Source organism: Acinetobacter sp. SFA (assembly GCF_001647535.1).
In the GTDB taxonomy this organism is placed as follows: domain Bacteria; phylum Pseudomonadota; class Gammaproteobacteria; order Pseudomonadales; family Moraxellaceae; genus Acinetobacter; species Acinetobacter pecorum.
Genome location: NZ_LSZI01000002.1, coordinates 141,597 through 161,093, shown reverse-complemented (window position 1 = coordinate 161,093; position 19,497 = coordinate 141,597). Strand labels below are relative to the sequence as shown.

Annotated in this window: 21 protein-coding genes; 11 read left to right on the top strand and 10 right to left on the bottom strand. The window is 44.1% G+C overall.

Features of this window, described 5'->3' with window-relative positions:
• Positions 1 to 26: 26 nt before the first annotated feature.
• The 6 genes from AY607_RS02295 to AY607_RS02270 form a co-directional block, all read right to left on the bottom strand.
• Entirely contained in the window at positions 27 to 314 is a 288-nt protein-coding gene (locus AY607_RS02295; protein ID WP_064095798.1) for a PA4642 family protein, read from the bottom strand.
• 310 nt (positions 315 to 624) lie between these two features.
• On the bottom strand, positions 625 to 897 hold the full coding sequence (gene minE, locus AY607_RS02290) for a cell division topological specificity factor MinE (protein ID WP_005096032.1): 273 nt from the start codon (positions 895 to 897) through the stop codon (positions 625 to 627).
• Between the two features lie 2 nt (positions 898 to 899).
• A complete protein-coding gene (gene minD, locus AY607_RS02285) occupies positions 900 to 1,712 on the bottom strand; it encodes a septum site-determining protein MinD (RefSeq protein WP_064095797.1) in 813 nt (270 codons plus the stop codon).
• Positions 1,713 to 1,778: 66 nt separating this feature from the next.
• Positions 1,779 to 2,492: a septum site-determining protein MinC gene (gene minC, locus AY607_RS02280; RefSeq protein ID WP_064095796.1), complete on the bottom strand. Its 714-nt coding sequence runs from the start codon at positions 2,490 to 2,492 to the stop codon at positions 1,779 to 1,781.
• A gap of 159 nt (positions 2,493 to 2,651) precedes the next feature.
• Positions 2,652 to 3,716, bottom strand: coding sequence for a hypothetical protein (locus AY607_RS02275; protein WP_064101637.1), 1,065 nt, complete (start codon positions 3,714 to 3,716; stop codon positions 2,652 to 2,654).
• 2 nt (positions 3,717 to 3,718) lie between these two features.
• Positions 3,719 to 4,660 (bottom strand): acyltransferase, encoded by a 942-nt coding sequence (locus tag AY607_RS02270; protein WP_064101636.1) that lies wholly within the window; start codon positions 4,658 to 4,660, stop codon positions 3,719 to 3,721.
• 252 nt (positions 4,661 to 4,912) lie between these two features.
• Between AY607_RS02270 and AY607_RS02265 the strand changes: the two genes are divergently transcribed.
• The 9 genes from AY607_RS02265 to AY607_RS02225 all read left to right on the top strand — a co-directional run bounded on the left by AY607_RS02265 (position 4,913) and on the right by AY607_RS02225 (position 14,238).
• Positions 4,913 to 5,566: an OmpA family protein gene (locus tag AY607_RS02265; RefSeq protein ID WP_064095793.1), complete on the top strand. Its 654-nt coding sequence runs from the start codon at positions 4,913 to 4,915 to the stop codon at positions 5,564 to 5,566.
• 147 nt (positions 5,567 to 5,713) lie between these two features.
• Positions 5,714 to 7,753 (top strand): UvrD-helicase domain-containing protein, encoded by a 2,040-nt coding sequence (locus AY607_RS02260; protein ID WP_004730583.1) that lies wholly within the window; start codon positions 5,714 to 5,716, stop codon positions 7,751 to 7,753.
• 47 nt (positions 7,754 to 7,800) lie between these two features.
• On the top strand, positions 7,801 to 8,253 hold the full coding sequence (gene dut / locus AY607_RS02255) for a dUTP diphosphatase (RefSeq protein WP_064101635.1): 453 nt from the start codon (positions 7,801 to 7,803) through the stop codon (positions 8,251 to 8,253).
• Between the two features lie 383 nt (positions 8,254 to 8,636).
• The gene (locus AY607_RS02250; protein ID WP_064101634.1) at positions 8,637 to 10,055 is read left to right on the top strand and encodes a phosphomannomutase/phosphoglucomutase; all 1,419 of its coding nucleotides are present in this window, start codon (positions 8,637 to 8,639) and stop codon (positions 10,053 to 10,055) included.
• Positions 10,056 to 10,065: 10 nt separating this feature from the next.
• Positions 10,066 to 10,974 (top strand): acetylglutamate kinase, encoded by a 909-nt coding sequence (argB, locus tag AY607_RS02245; RefSeq protein WP_064095790.1) that lies wholly within the window; start codon positions 10,066 to 10,068, stop codon positions 10,972 to 10,974.
• Between the two features lie 132 nt (positions 10,975 to 11,106).
• The gene (locus AY607_RS02240) at positions 11,107 to 11,955 is read left to right on the top strand and encodes a class II glutamine amidotransferase (RefSeq protein ID WP_064101633.1); all 849 of its coding nucleotides are present in this window, start codon (positions 11,107 to 11,109) and stop codon (positions 11,953 to 11,955) included.
• 272 nt (positions 11,956 to 12,227) lie between these two features.
• On the top strand, positions 12,228 to 12,683 hold the full coding sequence (locus AY607_RS02235) for a bacteriohemerythrin (RefSeq protein WP_064095788.1): 456 nt from the start codon (positions 12,228 to 12,230) through the stop codon (positions 12,681 to 12,683).
• Positions 12,684 to 12,826: 143 nt separating this feature from the next.
• The gene (locus AY607_RS02230; RefSeq protein WP_064101632.1) at positions 12,827 to 13,906 is read left to right on the top strand and encodes a hypothetical protein; all 1,080 of its coding nucleotides are present in this window, start codon (positions 12,827 to 12,829) and stop codon (positions 13,904 to 13,906) included.
• Positions 13,906 to 14,238, top strand: a complete 333-nt coding sequence (locus AY607_RS02225; RefSeq protein ID WP_064101631.1) for an RnfH family protein — start codon at positions 13,906 to 13,908, stop codon at positions 14,236 to 14,238. The genes AY607_RS02230 and AY607_RS02225 overlap by 1 nt, the downstream gene beginning before the upstream one ends.
• Positions 14,239 to 14,339: 101 nt before the next feature.
• Here the strand turns inward: AY607_RS02225 and AY607_RS02220 are convergent, their stop codons facing one another.
• Positions 14,340 to 14,738, bottom strand: coding sequence for an outer membrane protein assembly factor BamE (locus AY607_RS02220; RefSeq protein ID WP_064095785.1), 399 nt, complete (start codon positions 14,736 to 14,738; stop codon positions 14,340 to 14,342).
• A gap of 112 nt (positions 14,739 to 14,850) precedes the next feature.
• Between AY607_RS02220 and fur the strand changes: the two genes are divergently transcribed.
• Entirely contained in the window at positions 14,851 to 15,288 is a 438-nt protein-coding gene (gene fur / locus AY607_RS02215) for a ferric iron uptake transcriptional regulator (protein WP_005096051.1), read from the top strand.
• Between the two features lie 68 nt (positions 15,289 to 15,356).
• On the opposite strand, the gene AY607_RS02210 is transcribed toward fur, so the two are convergent.
• Both AY607_RS02210 and AY607_RS02205 read right to left on the bottom strand, forming a co-directional pair.
• Positions 15,357 to 16,478: a PilT/PilU family type 4a pilus ATPase gene (locus AY607_RS02210; protein WP_064095784.1), complete on the bottom strand. Its 1,122-nt coding sequence runs from the start codon at positions 16,476 to 16,478 to the stop codon at positions 15,357 to 15,359.
• Positions 16,479 to 16,505: 27 nt separating this feature from the next.
• Positions 16,506 to 17,543: a type IV pilus twitching motility protein PilT gene (locus AY607_RS02205; RefSeq protein WP_064095783.1), complete on the bottom strand. Its 1,038-nt coding sequence runs from the start codon at positions 17,541 to 17,543 to the stop codon at positions 16,506 to 16,508.
• 123 nt (positions 17,544 to 17,666) lie between these two features.
• Between AY607_RS02205 and AY607_RS02200 the strand changes: the two genes are divergently transcribed.
• Complete coding sequence (locus AY607_RS02200; RefSeq protein ID WP_064101630.1) at positions 17,667 to 18,356, top strand: YggS family pyridoxal phosphate-dependent enzyme; 690 nt, start codon at positions 17,667 to 17,669, stop codon at positions 18,354 to 18,356.
• A gap of 31 nt (positions 18,357 to 18,387) precedes the next feature.
• On the opposite strand, the gene AY607_RS02195 is transcribed toward AY607_RS02200, so the two are convergent.
• A complete protein-coding gene (locus tag AY607_RS02195; RefSeq protein ID WP_064101629.1) occupies positions 18,388 to 19,497 on the bottom strand; it encodes an acyltransferase family protein in 1,110 nt (369 codons plus the stop codon).

Genomic DNA, 19,497 nt, shown 5'->3' with positions numbered 1-19,497 from the left:
AGCAGGCTTTTTTATGTATTTTTGACTCAGGCAAACTTTGCCAAGACATCCAGAAACTCGGCACTTTGACGTGGGTAGGTGGCAATCACGTCATGAATGCGTTGGCCTTCCGGATTGGTTGCATTGACATTGCGGCCATCAGCAACAAATTTCGTCAACAGGCGTTCATAATCGAATGGACGCATATGTTTGAAAGCATGATACAGCACATGAAAATCCGCATTAACACCTGCAGGAGGAAGCTGGTTCAGGTAGGCAAATACACGCTCATCTGACCATTCTTCGTTAAAAGTTGCTGGTTGAGATAATGCCATCGCAATTTCCTTGATCTAATGTAGTTTTTTCGGCATGAAAAAAGGCAAAATATGAGTACGCAAGTGACAATGTCTTTAAAACGACGTTGTCTAGGCGAAGTCTCGTTACTCGTCTTGCGACTGGGTAAAGCAGAGCTTTATGACCAGCCTACTCGAAGTAAAGCTTCTCGTTTTGAGGCTTAGTGCAGTGTGTTACTACTAGCCCACTCGAAGCAAAGCTTCTCGCCTTGCGGCCGGGTAAAGCAGAGCTTTACTGATCCGGCCTCATATTTTGCCTTGAATCAATTTGCTTGACCAATCAAAAATCAGATTATCGTTCTTCAGGTAAATTGATATTCATTTCAAGCATTTCAATATTGGCTTCCGAACGTACCGACATTTGAATATGCTGCTCATCCACACCGCGGACATAACGATTGACCACCTGCATGATTTCAGTCTTCATCTGGTCAATTTTGTCCTGGCTCAAACGACGACCCAAGCCTTGTTCGGATGCAACGATGACCTTCAAACGGTCTTTAGCAGTCCGTGCACTTGATGGTTTATCCTCGCCACTAAAAAGTTTACTCCAGAATCCTGCCATGTCTACGCTCCAAATAGTCGTGCTAACCAGCCCTTAGGTTTCACCTCGATATGACGGTAAGGACGCTCTTCTCCAAGGAAGCGCGCAACCAGGTCATCATAGGCCTGACCAGCTGCAGCTTCAGTGAAATTAATCACTGGCTTACCTTCATTCGATGCCTGTAAAACGCTTGGACACTCAGGAATAACGCCTAAGGTTGGTACACGTAAAATATCCTTAGAAATATCATCAATGGTCAGCATTTCCTGTTTATCGGCACGTTCCGGATTGAAACGGGTAATACACAGGTGCTTACGAATGCGACCTTCATTTTGTTCTACTTTTTTTGTTTTGCTATCGAGCATGCCAATGATACGGTCAGAGTCACGGACTGAAGAAATTTCAGGGTTGGTCACAATGATCGCTTCGTCAGCATGGTACATGGCCAAAATAGCACCACGCTCAATACCGGCAGGTGAATCACAAATAATATAGTCAAATTCCTGCGAAAGCTCATCCATTACACGTGCTACACCCTCATCGGTTAAGGCATCTTTATCACGTGTTTGGGAAGCAGGTAAAATATATAAATTCTCAATATCTTTATCGCGAATCAGTGCTTGTTGTAATCGTGCTTCGTTATTTAAAACATTCACAAAATCATAAACTACACGGCGTTCACAGCCCATAATCAAATCAAGGTTACGTAAACCTACATCAAAATCAATAACAACAGTTTTGTGACCACGTAGGGCTAAACCTGTTGCAAAAGATGCACTTGTTGTAGTTTTACCTACACCACCTTTGCCTGACGTTACGACAACAATTTTCGCCACCGAATCCACTCCTGTTATGGTTCAAATCCCCTGTTTAAAATGGGGTTTTTGGTGTTTATTTATACATTAAAATTGTAGAGCTTCAAATACAAGCTCTAGTTGATCATTCAAGTAAATATGCACTGATTTTTTAACCACATGAGGTGGAATGTCATCCGCCACACAATAGGTTCCTGCAATCGAGATTAGTTCTGCTTCGAGGTTATGGCAGAAAATGCGTGCTGCAGTATTACCGCCAGCACCCGCAATCAGGCGACCGCGGGCACTGCCATAGACATGGATGTTACCCGATGCAATGATTTCTGAACCGCTGTTAAGACCGGCATTGAGAATAATGTCGCCATTATGTTGCACAATACATTGACCGGTACGCAGAATTTCATCATGGTATGAGGTGATGTGGGCAACGATTGGAGGCGCAGATGTTTGCTCATTATCCTCTGCAGCAGGTTCTGGCTTAACTTCCACGACCTGCTCTTTGGTGGCTTTAATTTCTTCTAGCTGGCGGTCAGGTGGCAGTACCGGGAACTGAATGGCACGCGCCTGATCGCCAAGTAAGCCTTCAGTTACGGCCATAGGCTGTACATCCAGACTGATTAACAGCTGGATTAATGCAATGAGTTCCTGTTCAACTGAACTTTCAATGACTGCCAAAGTGCCGGGTGGAAATGCTGCTTGTAATTTTGGGCTAAGTTGCTGGCGGATTGCATCATGATCATTGGTATCTAGGCTAATGCGTATCGCATTGACCATTCTGCCTTTTATCCGTATATCAGCCATAATTCTTCCTTAAATACTTCTGACGTGCTGGTTTTGTGTCGAAGCAATGTTGTAAATAGTGCAAATCCTAGAACAAATTGCAGTAATTCTCTAGCGATCTCAGTTATTTTTTTATGCGAACAGAACCGGACGGATTGATCCGATTCTGTACTTTAAAATTTACTTATCTATTGAGCTCTGATTTTGCTCATGTTCTTCTAGAATCTGCTGCCACTGTTTGACTTTTACCTGTTTTCGGATTGCTTCAAGTGTTTCAAAAACAGCCGATTCAACCAATTTATCAATATGTGGATTATGTTCAATCTGTATCTGGCTGATTTTATCTGAAATTAGGGTAAAAGTCGGATTTTCTTTTGTACCTGTATGGGTAAACGGCTCAATCAGGCCCTGAGTAATATTTTCGCCCAGGCGTTGACCAATACTTTGAATTTGCTGTTCAATCCGGCTGCCCACAATTGGAATCAGACGCAGCAGCTGAGTAAGTTCTGGAGTTTCTTCAATCGCCTGATTCACTACTTGTCCAACATTTTTAGCGATCATGGAACGTTGTGACTGTAGTTCCTTGCCTAAAGACTCCTGCAAGATATCTGCCAAGGCAATGGCCAGTAATTTACGGTGATGTTCCACCAAATCATCAATTAACTGTTTATGTGATGTGCTTGTGGTCAGTTCACGCTTGATACCGTCCAGTACGGTCAGGACCACCCGGCTGGAAAGCTCTTCCATCAGCATGTTGTAATAAAAATTGCCCTGGCGGTACCAGCGAGCGGGAATCACTTTATAACCATGGCTATGCAGGTTATAGCCAATCGCCACTGCACGCAGCAGACGCAGAAAACGCAACTGCGGGAGAATGGCTAAAATTTCATACCAGTGCACAAAAGGGAAGAACCACCAGCGTCGGTGATGACGCAGGACAATCGCAATGACCCAGCGTGCCAGTAATTCACAGATCAAAAAAGTGGTAAACCAGCCCTCGGTAATGATGACCCAAGGGCGTAATTCAGTTTTATAAAACTGCAATATTTCAGGTAAACGAATGAAGTCAAACAACCAGTGACCAAAATCGCTCATTAAAATGGCATTGGCACTGAGACAGAACAGGTTGATGATAATTAAAACCATCATGAAAATGTCGTAAATCAGTGCAATTTTCCAGCCCCAGGTTCCTTTACGAACAAATTTAAATGAGCTGGAGGTAATGTCTGGGTTGTCGTTGTTCATAATTACTCGGTTACAGATCCGATCGGGGCTTGGGCAAAGTTCTGCTGCATTTGTGCGATGAGCTGATCTTTTTCAGTCCAGATCTGATCTATCCATTTCTGGAAACGTGCGCGGTATTCAGCATCATCTTCATAATTGCCACCGAGCACCCAGTCAGGAATATCAATTTTTCTTAAATTTACCGCAATACGTGGCACTTCACCTAACCAGAATTCACCATAACCTGGAATGCCGTCAGGATAAACAATGGTCATATCGACCAGCGCATCAATTTTATCGCCAAGAATACTGAGTGCCAATGCCAGACCACCGGCCTTAGGCTTCAGTAAATAGGTATAAGGAGATTGCTGCTGATCATGCTTTTCCTGGGTAAAGCGGGTGCCTTCCAGATAATTTAACAAGGTAAACGGCTGACTGATCAGCTGTTCACAAGATTTACGTGCCTCTTCCATATCCCGGGATTTCAGCGCAGGATTTTTGGCAATCTGTTCCTTGCTATGTCGTTTCATCATCGGGAAGCCCAAAATTTTAAAGGCCTGACCAACAAAAGGAATAAAAATAAGTTCCCATTTGGTAAAGAAACGCGTCAGGGGCATACGGGATACGCCGAAGTATTGATTAACGGTCGTATCCACCCAGCTTTGATGATTGCAGGTCATCAAATAGCGGCCCTGCATATTCAAATCCAGTGATTCATCTACGCTGATTTGCCATTGCGTATTTTTCAGCACATGTTCAATCAGCCAGTTGTTGACCCCTAACCAGCTATTAGTAATTTTGATATTGGTTTCATCTACTTTTGCGGATTTTTTAAAAAGTTTAGTTAAGCCTAAAGCCAGCACCGGGGGACCATGAAAAAAAGTACTGCCGGTCATGACTGAAGTGACCGTCAGGCCACGTGCCAGTTTTTTCAACGTCGGTTGCTTGTTGCTATTCGATGACATATCAGATCAGTCCCCCGAGATTAATCGCTTAAATTTTTTCATATTTTGAGTAATATAGAGACAGTTGAGCAAATAAAAAAGTCTGAATAGGAAACTATGAAGATATTGTGATGAAGTACCTTGAAATAGTTACATATAAACATTACAAAATATTACTAAACGATTTATTATTAACAAAAATTCAATGGTGATCCCATTCTATTTCATCCATTATCTCGCTTATACAACAAAGCATACAAAAGGAGGCATGCAATGCGTGCACTAGTAATTTCAGCAGCTGTAGCAGGGGCAGTAGCGCTTACAGGTTGTCAATCAACAGGGAATAACTTGGGTGGTGTTGAGTATGACAAAACTGCTTTAGGTACCTTGATTGGTGCTGCAGCAGGATACGGTATTTCTAAAGGCAATGCGAATACTAGCCGTCAAAACAACCGTGCTGCTGCTATTGGTGCAGTCTTGGGTGGTGCAACGGGTGTTTATCTAGATAACAAAGAGAAAAAATTACGTCAGCAAATGGCGGGTACTGGTGTAGAAGTTAACCGTAATCCAGACGGCTCTGTTGGCTTGATCATGCCAGGTAACATTACGTTTGATACCAATAAATCGAATATCAAACCGAATTTCTACTCAACTTTAAACAAGGTTGCGCAAACGCTGACTGAAGATACCAAGAGCGGTATCCTGGTAACTGGCTATACCGACAGCACTGGTAATGACTCAATCAATATCCCGTTGTCTCAGGCACGCGCACAAGCTGTTGCAAACTACTTGATCGCTCAGGGTATTTCACCTACACGCATTAATGCGCAAGGACTTGGTTCAGCGGATCCAATCGCATCTAATGCGACTCCACAAGGCCGTGAGCAAAACCGTCGTGTTGAGCTAAGCATTTACGCAATCCAATAATTCTTTATGGATTGAACGGCGAATTACAAAACCACCTTCGGGTGGTTTTTTTGTGCCAGAACCTTGACCATTAAAAACGTAATTTGCATTAGGCAAAGTGCTACAGAGATGACTATAATCGGAGCCGAATCTAGAAGAGGAAGCCGTATGTCACTCGCCAGTCAGTTAAATGACAAGCAACTTGAAGCCATGAAATACACTCAAGGACCCTTGTTAGTACTTGCAGGAGCGGGTTCAGGCAAGACTTCAGTGATCACGCGAAAAATCGCGTATTTAGTCAAGCATTGTGGGATTCCCGCACATCGTATTACTGCGATGACCTTTACCAACAAGGCAGCACGTGAGATGAAAGAGCGTGTTAGCAAATTGTTGACGCGTGAAGAAAGTAAAGGCGTTTCAGTTTCGACCTTTCATACCTTTGGCCTAAATATGCTGCGCCTGGAGTTGAAACATACCCCACTTAAAAATAATTTCTCGATTCTGGATGCTGACGACTGTAAACGCATTCTGATGGATTTGATGCAGCGTGATAATTTATCCGGTGCAGAAAGCAAAGAACTGATTGCCAAAGCCATGAAAATGATCTCGGACTGGAAAAATGATCTCATTCCACCCGAGCAGGCGCACACCACCTGTGAAACTGCCGAAGATGTCCAGTTTGCGCATCTATATCAGCTCTATGAGCGTAATTTGCGTGCTTATAATGCAGTAGATTTTGATGACCTGATTGTGATGCCAACGCGCTTACTGCAGGAAAATGCCGAAGTCCGTGACAAATGGCAAAACCGCGTGCGTTATCTGCTGGTGGATGAATATCAGGATACCAACACAGCACAGTATATTCTGGTGAAATTACTGGTTGGCGTGATGGGACAGTTCACCGCCGTAGGCGATGATGACCAGTCGATTTATGCCTGGCGTGGTGCCAAACCGGAAAACATGGCGCTGTTACAGCAGGATTTCCCGAATCTGAAAGTCATCAAGCTGGAACAGAACTATCGTTCAACCAGTCGTATTCTCAAAGCAGCCAACACAGTCATTGGCAATAATCCGCATATTTTTGATAAAAAGCTCTGGTCGGACAAAGGCCATGGTGAAGTGATCCGTGTGATTACCTGCCGCAATGATGATGACGAAGCAGAACGCGTGGTCAAAGACCTGATCACGCATAAATTAATGAACGGTAAAAGCTGGAAAGATTATGCGGTGTTGTACCGCGGCAATTTCCAGGCGCGTATTTTGGAAACCCATCTACGTCAGATGCAGATTCCGTATAAATTATCTGGCGGACAGTCCTTCTTCGCACGTGCCGAAATCAAGGACATGATGAGTTATTTGCGCCTGATCATTAACCCTGAAGACGACAGCGCATTCCTGCGAATTATCAATACGCCAAAACGGGCAATTGGTCCGGTAACGCTGGAAAAACTTGGCTTATTTGCTCAAGAAAACAACTTGTCCTTGCTGGCTGCAGCAGCGGATCAGCGTCTGACCATGGCGATTCCGAAAAAGGCCACGACCCAATTGGCAGAATTTGCCGATTTTATTGAGGGCTTTACCCGCAATTTACTGGATGATGATGAACCGGTACCGATCATCCGCCAGATGATGATTGAAGCCGGTTATATCGATTACATCAAGGAAACTGCAGCTACGCCGGCACAGGAAAAAACCAAGCTTGACAATATCGAGGTGCTCTACAGTAGCATTCAGAGCCTGATTAACCGCGCTGAAGATGTTGATGAAAAAAATATTGAAAGTGTGATTCGTAAAATGGTGCTGCTGGATATGCTCGAGCAGCAACAGGAAGAAGAGGACACCGATAAAGTCAACTTACTGACCTTGCATGCGTCTAAAGGTCTGGAATTTCCTTATGTCTATTTAATCGGGCTGGAAGAAGAAATTCTGCCACATAAAAACTCGATTGCTGCTGAAACGGTCGAAGAGGAACGCCGTCTGATGTATGTGGGGATTACCCGTGCACGTCAGGGACTGACCATTACTCTGGCAGAACAGCGCAAGGCAGGCGGGCAGATGAAGCAGATGACCCCAAGCCGTTTCCTGGATGAATTGCCGGAAGATGAGCTGGAATGGTTAGGTCGCAAGAAAAAGCTGGCTGGCAACATCGATCCAAAATTACAAGCACAGCATTATCTGGATAATTTGCGCAACCTCATCAAACGATAAGGTGCAGCGCTGTCACTTATTTTAAATGAAACAACGGGAATGAATACATGAAAGTTCAGGTGAAAGTCCTTGACTCGCGTCTCGGTCAGGAATGGCCATTACCCACTTATGCTACGACGGGTTCAGCAGGGCTGGATTTACGTGCGTGTGTTGCAGAAACTACGATCATTGAACCGGGCCAAACGCTTTTGGTAAAAACTGGTCTAGCCATCTATATTGAAGATCCTGCATTTGCTGGCTTGATTTTGCCTCGTTCGGGTTTGGGCCATAAACACGGGATCGTGCTGGGTAACCTGGTGGGTTTAATTGATTCTGATTATCAGGGTGAGTTGATGGTGTCGGTCTGGAACCGTAGCCAAACTGCCTTTAGCTTAGAGCCGGGTGAACGTTTGGCGCAGTATGTCTTGGTGCCGGTAGTACAAGCTGAATTTGATCTGGTGAATGAATTTGAAGCAACCGAACGTGGTGCTGGCGGTTTTGGTCATACTGGTAAAAACTAAGTTTTAATAGTGACTTAAATGACTTACATTCTTTAAATATGATGTAAGTCATTTTTAGGTTGATGAGAAAATATTAAAGAATGGACTGATTAATATGCATTTAAACATACAAGTCTATTTTATGGTCAGATAGATTTATTTAAATTTATATAAATTAGCGTTTGAATAAGGCGATATTTAAAATAAATATAAGTAAGTAATCGCTATTTAATTACAAGAATCCTATACTTCTAAAGTTGTTGATTATATTTTTATAATTGATTGTTACATTGAAATCGTTTAAAAATGGCTAGTCTTAAAACAAAAACAAGTGTTTAAAGTCATTATGATGAAACCATCATTTTATATCTCCTGATACTAACCAATTGTGAAAAGAATAGTTTATGGGATCCCTGAAACATCCTCTCCCTTTACATATTTTTCGTGCTTATGACATACGCGGTAAAGCCAGTGTGTTGGGGGCGGGAATTATTGATGCAATTGCCCACGGTTTGGCACAGCAATATCGGGCTGCGGGACAGGTGCGTGTCGCCATTGGTTATGATGCGCGGCTCAGCAGTCCAGCTTTTGCAGACATTATCGCGCGTATTTTTAAAGATTATTCACTTGAAGCTACTATTATCGGCTGTTGCTCCAGCCCGATGCTTTATTTCACTGCACGCCAGTTCGATGGCAATGGCATTATGGTCACTGCCAGTCATAATCCTAAAGAAGATAATGGAATTAAATGGATCATCTGTGGTGAGCCGCCATGTCCTGATCTGATTCAGCAGGTGGCGCAGCTGGCAGAACCTCACTGTAGTCAGCAGTTGTTGACATTGCCGGAACAGCCACATCTGATTATTTCAGAGTTTTGTCTCCAGTATCAGCAGGGAATATTAGAAGATATTCAATTAAAGCAACCGTTTAAAGTGGTACTGGATGGCTTGCATGGCTCAGCTGGGCGTTGCGCCAATCTGGTACTCGGAAAAATGGGCTGTGAAGTAATTGCTTTACGTTGTGAAGCTAATGGACATTTTCCGGATCATGCGCCGGATCCTTCACAAGACAAACATCTTGAAACCTTACGCCAAACTGTCATGCAACAGCAGGCTGACCTCGGTATTGCCCTAGATGGTGATGGCGATCGCCTGGTTCTAATCGATGAGCAGGGTCAGATTATTACAGCTGATCAGTTGTTATGCCTGTTTGCCGAAATCTGCCTGAATGATTCGGTGCCACGCCAATTTGTTTATGATGTGAAATGTTCGACTCTGGTTCGAGATACGGTGCAACGTCTGGGTGGCGAAGCGGTGATGATCCGTACAGGTAGTTCCTTCTTGCGGACTTATCTGGCGCAATCTCAGCAGCAGGCGATTTTTGGTGGTGAATATGCCGGGCATTATGTATTTAATGATGGTCGTGGCTGGGGCTATGATGATGGACTCTATGCAGCGCTCAGAGTCATGGAGTATCTAGACCAAACGGGACAAACTCTGGCACAGGCCTTGGCAGTTTATCCAAAACGTCATGGTACTGAAGATCTTTATATTTCCACACATCACGTGCCTCCTGTTGAACTTTTAAACTTCGTTGAGCAGCAATCTGAAAGAATTAATGCGCAAATCAGTAAAATTGATGGCATACGTCTTGATTTTGAGGATGGTTTTGGCATCATTCGAGCATCCAATACAGGTGAGTATTTCACGGTGCGCTTTGATGCCAATAATGCCCAAGCTCTGAATGAGATTCGTCATCTGTTTGTAGCCATGTTGCGTGACCGTTATCCAGAGATCGCTCAAGACATTTTAGATGCTCAATAAGGAGAGGCGAATGCCAAATCAACAAACAGGCATCGACAAAGCACAGATTTTGACAGAAGCTTTGCCGTATATTCAACGCTTTGCGGGTAAAACCCTGGTGGTAAAATACGGCGGTAACGCAATGACCGATCCTGAGCTGGAAAGTTCATTTGCACGTGATATCGTATTATTGAAAACAGTCGGTATTAATCCGATCGTGGTGCATGGTGGTGGTCCGCAAGTCGATTCCATGCTGAAACAGCTGGGTCGCGAATCAGACCGTATCGACGGCATGCGTGTGACTGATCCTGCGACCATGGAAGTAGTCGAGATGGTACTCGGTGGTAGCGTCAACAAATCCATTGTGAATCTGATCAACCAGCATGGTGGCCGTGCCATTGGTCTCACCGGTAAAGACGGTAACCTGATTCGTGCACAAAAACTGCTGATGGAAAAAGTGGCTGAAGATGGTTCGGTTCAGCAAATTGATCTGGGTCTGGTCGGTGAAGTTGTTGGTGTAAAGACCGATGTTCTGGAAATGTTCACCAGTAGTGATTTTATTCCTGTCATTGCTCCGCTGGGTGTGGACGAAGCAGGCAATACTTATAATATCAATGCCGATCTGGTCGCTGGTAAAGTCGCTGAAGCTTTGGGTGCAGAAAAACTGATTCTGCTGACCAATATCACGGGTGTTCTGGATGAAAATAAAAACCTGCTGACTGGTTTGACCACTCAGGAAGTTGATCGTCTGATTGAAACCGGCGTGATTTATGGCGGCATGATTCCGAAAGTGGGTTGTGCCCTAGATGCTGTAAAAGGTGGGGTGGTGAGCGCACATATTGTCGATGGCCGTGTACCGCATGCAAGTTTGCTGGAAATTTTCACTGATCATGGTGTTGGTACCCTTATTACCAACCGTGTAAACCCGCATCGTTCATAATCGATTTTTTGTGAAAAAGAGTCTCTATGCAGGCTCTTTTTTATTTGGATTTCTTATAGCCAGCTATTTGAAATGGCAGGGACAGTCATGCACAATAAGCTTTTAAGTGAAATAAAGAGCTGAAATCAGACCATGTGCCAACTGCTCGGAATGAATTGTGCTACGCCAACAGATATTACTTTTTCTTTTCGCGGGTTTTCCCAGCGGGCAGGCATTACCTCTGATCATGCAGATGGTTTTGGGATAGCTTTCTTTGAAGATAAAGCCTGCCGTCTATTTGTTGATAATCAGTCTGCAGTTGAATCTCCGATTGCTGAACTGGTACGTAATTATCCGATCAAATCCCGCAATGTGATTGCGCATATCCGCAAAGCCACGCAAGGTAAAATCAATCTGGAAAATTCCCATCCCTTTAGCCGCGAACTTTGGGGCCGGCAATGGATTTTTGCTCATAATGGTGATTTGCATGATTATTTCCCGGCACTAAGTGGACGTTTCACTCCAGTAGGGAATACGGATAGCGAGCGGGCTTTTTGCTATCTGCTGGACCAGTTAGTGAAACGTTTTGGCTATCATGAACCAAAACTGGATCAGGTTTTTGATCTGCTGGCCGAAATTTCACCTGGAATCGCGGAACATGGTACCTTTAATTTCTGCCTGTCGAATGGTCAGGCGCTATTTAGCTATGCGATTACCAAACTCCACTGGCTGGTACGTGAATACCCGTTTAGACCGGCGCAGCTCATCGATATTGATGTCGAAGTAGACTTTAGTCAGGTCACCACACGTGAAGACCGTGTGGCAGTCATTACTACTGAACCTTTGACCCAGAATGAAGAATGGACAGCTTTTCAGCCCGGTGAAATGATCCTGTTTCAACATGGGATGAAAGTGCGTTCTCAAGTGACGCATGTCGAACGTTTGGAACGTGAACGGCTAGATCCTTCCCTAAAACGCATCACGCGCGCTGACCAATATTAAAAATTGCATCAAGACGGAGTTTAAACTCCGTTTTTATATTAAAAAATAGAGAAAAATTTAAGAATAAATAATAGTTTAACACTCATTTCTGGTTAAATAATATCTTAGCCTTTTACTCAAGATAAATTATTTTTAACTATATATAACAGAAACTTAAAATGAAAATACAGGCTTTAGGCTGAAAGCCGACTAATTTGCTTCATTTTTATTTGAATCAATAAGCTATATGCTCATTTTCACGTTATAAGTCCTTAATATTTCTAGGTGGTCGTATGAAAATGAAATGGGTCCCAGATTATAATACTGGTATCGATGTGATTGACGATCAGCACAAACGAATTCTCGATTATATCAACGAAATTGATGGAATCGATGCCAATACCGAACGTGCCCGTATTAAACAGATTCTTGACAATATTATTGATTATACCCAGTCACATTTTACCTTTGAAGAATCTCTTCAGGAAGAAGCCGGGTATAAATACCGGGTGCCGCATAAACGTGTGCATGACCTGTTTATTAAGAAAATCGAATCTTATCGTGACCGTTTTGAACTGGGACAGTCAATTGAAAATGAACTGCATGAAGTATTATCGAAATGGCTGATTAACCATATTCAGCATGATGATGCCGATTATGTGGGTGCAGTCAAAGAAAATATGATGGGTATCATTAAAGAAAAAGAACAGAAAAAAGGTAAAAACTGGTTCGCCCGGTTTTTCTCATAATAAAAGATTTCAGCAAATAAAAAGAATTAAAATTTAATTATAAATTTGGCGCAGCAAATCATCCTCATGGTGGTTTGCTTTTTGTTTTTGATTTTCACTGCTTCACAAGGCAAAATAGCGCTAGATTTTTATAGGAATGCATCATGCAGGACAATGCTATGTCAAAATGGTTATCGCCGCTGATGGCTTTCTGTCTATCGTTTATTATCATCGCGACACTCGCACCGATAACCGGTATACAGATTGAACGTCAGCTGGATTTCTGGATGCTCTGGTTAGCCACCATGCTGATTCTGGCACTTCCAGTCTGCTACTTGGAAATTGCTTTGGCCAAGCGCTCCAAAACGACGCCATTACAGGCGCTGTCGTCGCTGACCCGTGAAGCTGATGCGTCACAGAAATGGCGTATTGTCGGCTGGTTAAGTGTGATTTTTATTCCGTTTTTGGCAGGTGCAATGCTGAATAATGCCAGTAATGTTCTGGCAGTAGCGGCCCTTGATCTTGCACCAAATCTCTTGTTGATCGGATTGGCAATCGTGGCGCTGGCTCTTTCATTGCTACCGCGTCAAATCCTGTTAGCAATCACTGCGATTGGGGTGCTGGCATCTTTGATCTTGGCAAATGTAATGGGAACTGCACTACCTGCATGGCAAGTTACGCCAGTCGAGTTTTCTGAATGGGGAAATGCGACGGTATTGGCACTGGTTGCAAGTGGTCTGGGCATGGGCTTGTATTGGCAGTCTAGCCTGAACACTGTGCGACAACAGGATATCGCCAGCAAAACGGTATTGCCGATCTGGGTTGCGCAGTTAGTTGCTGTTATTGCATTTACCTTCTTCGCAGTACAAGCGCAAATTCCTGCATTTACTCTGGTCACCGCCATAGTGGCGGCTGCCGCATTAATGCTGCAAATGGCACGTGAACAGCTACAGCAACGTCAGCTTCATCCTGTAGTGCAATGGGCAATTATCGCTGTAGTCACGCTGATCTGGGCTATTCCAAATCTAAGCCCAATTTTCAATGTGGTCTTGCTCGTGTGGGGGCTGGTGATTTGTCTGATTTATGCACTGTTTGCCGGCTGGATCATGAAGATCAGTCATTTGCGTAAATCAATGAATTTCAGCTCTGAAGCATTCTATAACCTTTGGCGTATTGCAGTACGTGTGGTATTGCCAGTTGGGATTATTCTGGCAATAGCCGCTGTTCTAGGGCAGTTCGTCTGATGAATGAGGCGATGATCTGGGTGGCATATGCGACGCCGCAACAGCAGTTTCATCTGGCTGTGTCATTTCAGCCCGGCATGACGGCACTGGATGCGATTGAGCAAAGTGGAATCCGTGAGCAGGTCGACTTGCCTGAACCGTTATCTTTGGGCATTTTTGGCGTGCGTTTGCAGGATCATCAGCAACCACTGGTAGCAGGGGACCGGGTAGAAATATACCGGCCACTGACCATTAATCCCAAAGATATCAGGCGTAAACGTGCCGAGAGAAATCCGGTAGGACGTTATGCCAGAGGCAATCTTTTAAGAAAGCTGAAACCGTCTTCCGAGTGAAAAGCTGTTGGAAAGAACAGTGTGCTTCCATGATCTGCTCAATCAATCAACTTAATCAAAAAAGCCCCTGATGATTCAGGGGCTTTTTTATGAGGAACCGGTTATAGTGGCGGAGCATTTAAAATTGCTTCTTTTGATCCTGGTAAACCGGGTTGAGATTCAGGAATCGTTTCCAGACCTTCAATGCGTTCCACGATCCCAGACTGGTTAAAGTAGATTTTCAAATGCTGGCCTTGGGCCGCCGGGATCTTGGCTTTTTTAGCATAGGTCCCTGGGGTATAGTTATAGATGTAGTCCCAACGTAAAGGATTCAGGGGATCACTTACTGTTGGACTGCCCAGTAAGAAACGCACCTGTTGATGACTCATTCCCACCTGAATTTTAGCGGCTTGTGCCTTGGTTAAGGGAGTTCCTTGTGGAATATCTACTTTATAAACACCTAATGTCGAACAGCCGACGAGCAATGAAGTGACGAATAACGTCAGCATGATTTTTTGCATTTTGCTAAACTATCCCAAATTAATTATGATGCATTTGATCCAAGGATAGATCATACTGCATCTAAACTTTGTTGCATATTCCAACTTTGATTTTGTTGAGAGACCTTTTTACATGACTATTTCAAACCAAGATTTACGAAAAGCTGGACTGAAAGTTACCCTTCCACGAATTAAAATATTAGAATTACTAGAAAATTCAAGACAACATCATTTAAGTGCGGAAGATATTTACAAGACTTTACTCGATCAGGGTGAAGATGTAGGTTTAGCAACTGTGTATCGTGTGTTAACGCAGTTTGAAGCGGCGGGCATCATCGAACGCCATAATTTTGAAAATAATCATTCAGTTTTTGAAATTATGCAGGAAGATCACCACGATCACCTGGTATGTTTAAATTGCAGCAAAGTTGTTGAATTTATTAATGATACGATTGAAAAAGAGCAGCATGACGTTGCTGAGAAATTTGGATTTGAATTAACTGGTCACTCACTGAATCTGTATGGCTACTGCGATGCGCCTGCCTGTCAGGAAGTTTTCCGTAAAAAATAATTTGAGCGCTGGTTCAAACAAAAAAACAGGCTTCATGAGAAGCCTGTTTTTTTATGCCTTTACGATCATTAGCTCTGACCATCAAAAGTAATATTGGAATGCGCACGTAATAAGTGGCTGCCACCTTCTTCTGAGAGCTTGATTTGCAGACGCAGGTCGTTGGGTGAGTCCGCATGTTTCAGCGCATCTTTATAGCTGATCTGTTTTGCTTTATACAGATCATACAGCGCCTGATCGAAAGTCTGCATGCCCAGTTCACGGGAACGCTTCATCAGGTCCTTGATCTCATGCACATCACCTTTACGGATCAGGTCGGCAATCAGTGGTGAGTTAATCAGAATCTCAATCGCAGCACGGCGGCCATTGCCATCGATGGTTGGGATCAGTTGCTGCGCCACAATGGCTTTCATATTCAAAGACAGATCCATAAACAGCTGGTTATGCCGGTCTGCTTCAAAGAAGTGAATAATCCGGTCAATCGCCTGGTTGGCATTGTTGGCGTGTAGCGTGGCAAATACCAGATGGCCGGTTTCAGCAAAGGCAATGGCATAGTCCATGGTCTCGCGGGAACGAATCTCACCAATCAGAATCACGTCTGGTGCCTGACGCAAGGTATTTTTCAGAGCAATTTCAAATGAATCCGTATCAATACCGACTTCGCGCTGAGTAATAATACAGCCTTTATGCTGATGCACAAACTCGATCGGATCTTCAATGGTAATGATATGACCTTTGGAATTTTCATTGCGATAACCGACCAAAGATGCCAGCGAGGTTGATTTACCGGTACCGGTTGCCCCGACAAAAATAATGATGCCACGTTTGGTCATTGCCAGTTCTTTCAGAATTGGCGGTAACTTGAGTTCATCCATCGTGGGAATAACAGTTTCAATCCGGCGCAGCACCATCCCCGGTTCATCACGCTGCTGGAAAGCACTGACACGGAAACGTGCGGACTTGTCCGGATTGCTGATCGCGAAGTTACATTCACGTGTTTCGGCAAATTCCTTACGCTGCTTTTCGCTCATGATCGAGTTCAGCAGTTGCCCCACAGCCGGCCCCGGCAATTTCACCGAACCAATGGGTAGAATTTGACCGTTAATTTTGATAGAGGGTTCGACATCGGCTGTGATGAACAGATCCGAGGCCTTTTTCTCTACCATGTAGTTGAGTAAGCCGTTAAAGTCCATGATAAAACCCCAATAAAATGAATTTTTTTATAAGAATGATTCAGGCTGTTTTGCTGCAGTACGGGCGACTTGCGGGCTGATAATACCTTTAGACACGAGTGTTTTCAGGCTTTGATCCATGGTAGTCATACCATAATTGGCACCGGTCTGGATTGCAGAATACATTTGAGCCACTTTGTTTTCACGGATCAGGTTACGGATCGCCGGAATACCAATCATGATTTCATGTGCAGCCACACGACCGCCACCATTTTTCTTGAGCAGGGTTTGGGAAATCACCGCTTGCAGCGATTCAGACAACATGGCACGAACCATGTCTTTTTCTTCGGCCGGGAATACATCGATCACACGGTCAATAGTTTTTGCCGCTGAGGTGGTATGCAGGGTCCCGAACACCAGGTGACCGGTTTCTGCTGCAGTTAATGCCAGACGAATCGTTTCAAGGTCACGCATCTCACCGACCAGAATAATATCTGGGTCTTCACGTAATGCGGAACGTAATGCTTCATTAAATCCATGAGTATCACGATGCACTTCACGCTGGTTGATCAGGCATTTTTTGGATTGGTGTACAAATTCGATTGGATCTTCGACTGTTAAAATATGGTCATAGCGGTTGTCATTGATATAGTCTAGCATCGCTGCAAGCGTGGTCGATTTACCTGAACCGGTGGGTCCTGTGACGAGGACCAGGCCACGTGGGTATTCGCAAAGATCTTTAAAGATTTGGCCCATGCCAAGGTCTTCAATGGTCAAGACTTTAGATGGAATGGTACGGAAGACTGCACCTGCACCGCGGTTCTGGTTAAATGCGTTGACACGGAAACGGGCCACGCCGGGAACTTCAAAGGAAAAGTCAGTTTCCAGATTTTCCTCATAATCGCGGCGTTGCTTGTCGTTCATAATGTCGTACACCAGTTTGTGTACTTCTTTATGTTCCAGTGCAGGCAGGTTGATGCGACGGACTTCCCCGTCTACACGGATCATTGGTGGTAAACCTGCTGATAAGTGTAAATCCGACGCACCATTTTTAGCAGAAAAGGCTAACAGTTCTGTAATATCCATAAGGTCCCCGAGTTCATTAAAATGTTATTTATTTTGCTAGAATAATAAGGCTTTCCCACAGCTTAACCAACACTTAGTTCACGAGCAAGGGAAAAAAATCCGGACGAAATGAGAACCCCATCAATGAATATGCTGCAACAGTCACGAAATCAGGTCTTAGCTCAGATCCATGCCGCGTGCACTCAGGCCGGGCGTGAACCGGATTCGGTACAACTATTGGCCGTGTCCAAAACCCAGCCGAGTAGTGTGCTGGCAGAGATGTATCAGACAGGCCAGCGGGCCTTTGGTGAAAATTATTTACAGGAAGCACTGGAAAAAATCACCGAACTGAAAAACTTGGAGATTGAGTGGCATTTTATTGGACATGTGCAGCGTAACAAGACCAAGCATCTGGCAGAAAATTTTGCCTGGGTACATGGAGTGGATCGCCTTATTATTGCCGAGCGTTTATCAAATCAGCGTGGAGATAATCAGTCCGCACTGAATATCTGTATTCAGGTAAATATTGATGGTCAGGATACGAAAGATGGTTGTCAGCCGGCAGAAGTTGCAGATCTGGTGGCACAAATCAGCCAACTGCCGAATGTACGTTTACGTGGTTTGATGGTGATTCCAGCACCGAATAATCCTCAAGCTTTTGCTGATGCCAAAGCTTTATTTGATGTAGTAAAAACACAACATGCTCATCCTGAAGACTGGGATACTTTAAGTATGGGCATGTCTGGGGATATGACCGAAGCGATTACTGCGGGTTCTACCATGGTTCGTGTTGGCACAGCCTTATTTGGTGCACGGCCTAAAAAAGATGTATAAACTACTAATGTCAGTTTTTTGCAGCAAAGCGTTATCGCAGGGTATTGGATAACGCTTTTTTTCTGGCTGGTTCGAGCCATTTAGCCATCAGCCAGGCAAAAACTATTAAGCTGCACATGCTCGCAAGCAAGGCTAAAATTGCTCCGCCCAGACCATAGGCCAAAGTTGCCGGAATACATCCCAAAATAAATAATAGTAAGGGGAAATGGGTGACATACAAGGTATAGGAAAAGTCTGCAGACTGAACCCAAACCGGATGATAGTGACTGCGGTGATGTTGGAGTTGTACCAGCCAGCAACTAAATGCCAGACCCAGACAGAAATTAAAAGGGACAAAATTCACAGCACGGTATTGCTGGGCCTCATCAATCACCTGAAACTGGTAAGCATCAAAACAGGCGATTAGAAATGCTAAGCCGAATAGGGCTAATTTGACCGATTGTAAGCGGTTTAAAAAACGTATCTGGATATATCGAAATGAACAAGCAAAGGCACTAAGCCAGACCAGAAAATAAATAAAAAACTGGATGTTCAGTAATGATAGTATAGCCAGAACCATAAAAAATCCGATTTTGGCTATTTCCGAATTTTTTAAAAAAGGTAGGAATCCGGCCAGCACATAAAACCACACTTCATAGCTCAGGCTCCAGAGCGCAGCATTGGCTGAAACCGTTGGCGTCACAAAGCCATTTAAAAATAGCAGCGAACCAACAAATTCCATCATGTCTACACTATAGTCAGTCCGGATCATCATGCTAAAACTGTGTTGAAAAGCATGCGTGTGGCTGGCAAACAATAGTGGAGCGAGTAGATATAGAACCAGGGTCAACCCCATGGCAAACAGAAAGGGTGGTAAAATTCTGCTGCAACGCTGTCGAGCAAAACGGTGCAGATTGAACTGACCATACTGATGAATGTTGTGCTGAATCGAATAGCCAATCAGATAGCCACTTAAGGCAAAGAAAATCATGACTGCAGCCTGCCCAAGCAGGCGTATCCATGAATAAATGCTGGTATCGAAAGGCGCAATAAATGCCTGAAAGCAGTGACTGAACAGCACCACAATGGCACTGATCCCCCGTAGGCTCTCAAGCTGTAGGCTGAAATAGGGCGAGAGCGTGTTCGGGGCAGGGTGACTCAT

Excerpts from the sequence above, each read along its gene's own strand:
- AY607_RS02260 (WP_004730583.1), top strand. The coding sequence starts at position 5,714 with ATGTCACTCGCCAGTCAGTTAAATGACAAGCAACTTGAAGCCATGAAA.
- AY607_RS02250 (WP_064101634.1), top strand. The coding sequence starts at position 8,637 with ATGGGATCCCTGAAACATCCTCTCCCTTTACATATTTTTCGTGCTTAT.
- AY607_RS02240 (WP_064101633.1), top strand. The coding sequence starts at position 11,107 with ATGTGCCAACTGCTCGGAATGAATTGTGCTACGCCAACAGATATTACT.
- AY607_RS02295 (WP_064095798.1), bottom strand. The coding sequence starts at position 314 with ATGGCATTATCTCAACCAGCAACTTTTAACGAAGAATGGTCAGATGAG.
- AY607_RS02200 (WP_064101630.1), top strand. The coding sequence starts at position 17,667 with ATGAATATGCTGCAACAGTCACGAAATCAGGTCTTAGCTCAGATCCAT.
- AY607_RS02210 (WP_064095784.1), bottom strand. The coding sequence starts at position 16,478 with ATGGACTTTAACGGCTTACTCAACTACATGGTAGAGAAAAAGGCCTCG.
- minC (WP_064095796.1), bottom strand. The coding sequence starts at position 2,492 with ATGGCTGATATACGGATAAAAGGCAGAATGGTCAATGCGATACGCATT.
- AY607_RS02235 (WP_064095788.1), top strand. The coding sequence starts at position 12,228 with ATGAAAATGAAATGGGTCCCAGATTATAATACTGGTATCGATGTGATT.
- AY607_RS02230 (WP_064101632.1), top strand. The coding sequence starts at position 12,827 with ATGCAGGACAATGCTATGTCAAAATGGTTATCGCCGCTGATGGCTTTC.
- minE (WP_005096032.1), bottom strand. The coding sequence starts at position 897 with ATGGCAGGATTCTGGAGTAAACTTTTTAGTGGCGAGGATAAACCATCA.
- AY607_RS02275 (WP_064101637.1), bottom strand. The coding sequence starts at position 3,716 with ATGAACAACGACAACCCAGACATTACCTCCAGCTCATTTAAATTTGTT.
- AY607_RS02270 (WP_064101636.1), bottom strand. The coding sequence starts at position 4,660 with ATGTCATCGAATAGCAACAAGCAACCGACGTTGAAAAAACTGGCACGT.
- dut (WP_064101635.1), top strand. The coding sequence starts at position 7,801 with ATGAAAGTTCAGGTGAAAGTCCTTGACTCGCGTCTCGGTCAGGAATGG.
- AY607_RS02220 (WP_064095785.1), bottom strand. The coding sequence starts at position 14,738 with ATGCAAAAAATCATGCTGACGTTATTCGTCACTTCATTGCTCGTCGGC.
- AY607_RS02205 (WP_064095783.1), bottom strand. The coding sequence starts at position 17,543 with ATGGATATTACAGAACTGTTAGCCTTTTCTGCTAAAAATGGTGCGTCG.
- argB (WP_064095790.1), top strand. The coding sequence starts at position 10,066 with ATGCCAAATCAACAAACAGGCATCGACAAAGCACAGATTTTGACAGAA.
- AY607_RS02195 (WP_064101629.1), bottom strand. The coding sequence starts at position 19,497 with ATGAGTCACCCTGCCCCGAACACGCTCTCGCCCTATTTCAGCCTACAG.
- AY607_RS02225 (WP_064101631.1), top strand. The coding sequence starts at position 13,906 with ATGAATGAGGCGATGATCTGGGTGGCATATGCGACGCCGCAACAGCAG.
- AY607_RS02265 (WP_064095793.1), top strand. The coding sequence starts at position 4,913 with ATGCGTGCACTAGTAATTTCAGCAGCTGTAGCAGGGGCAGTAGCGCTT.
- fur (WP_005096051.1), top strand. The coding sequence starts at position 14,851 with ATGACTATTTCAAACCAAGATTTACGAAAAGCTGGACTGAAAGTTACC.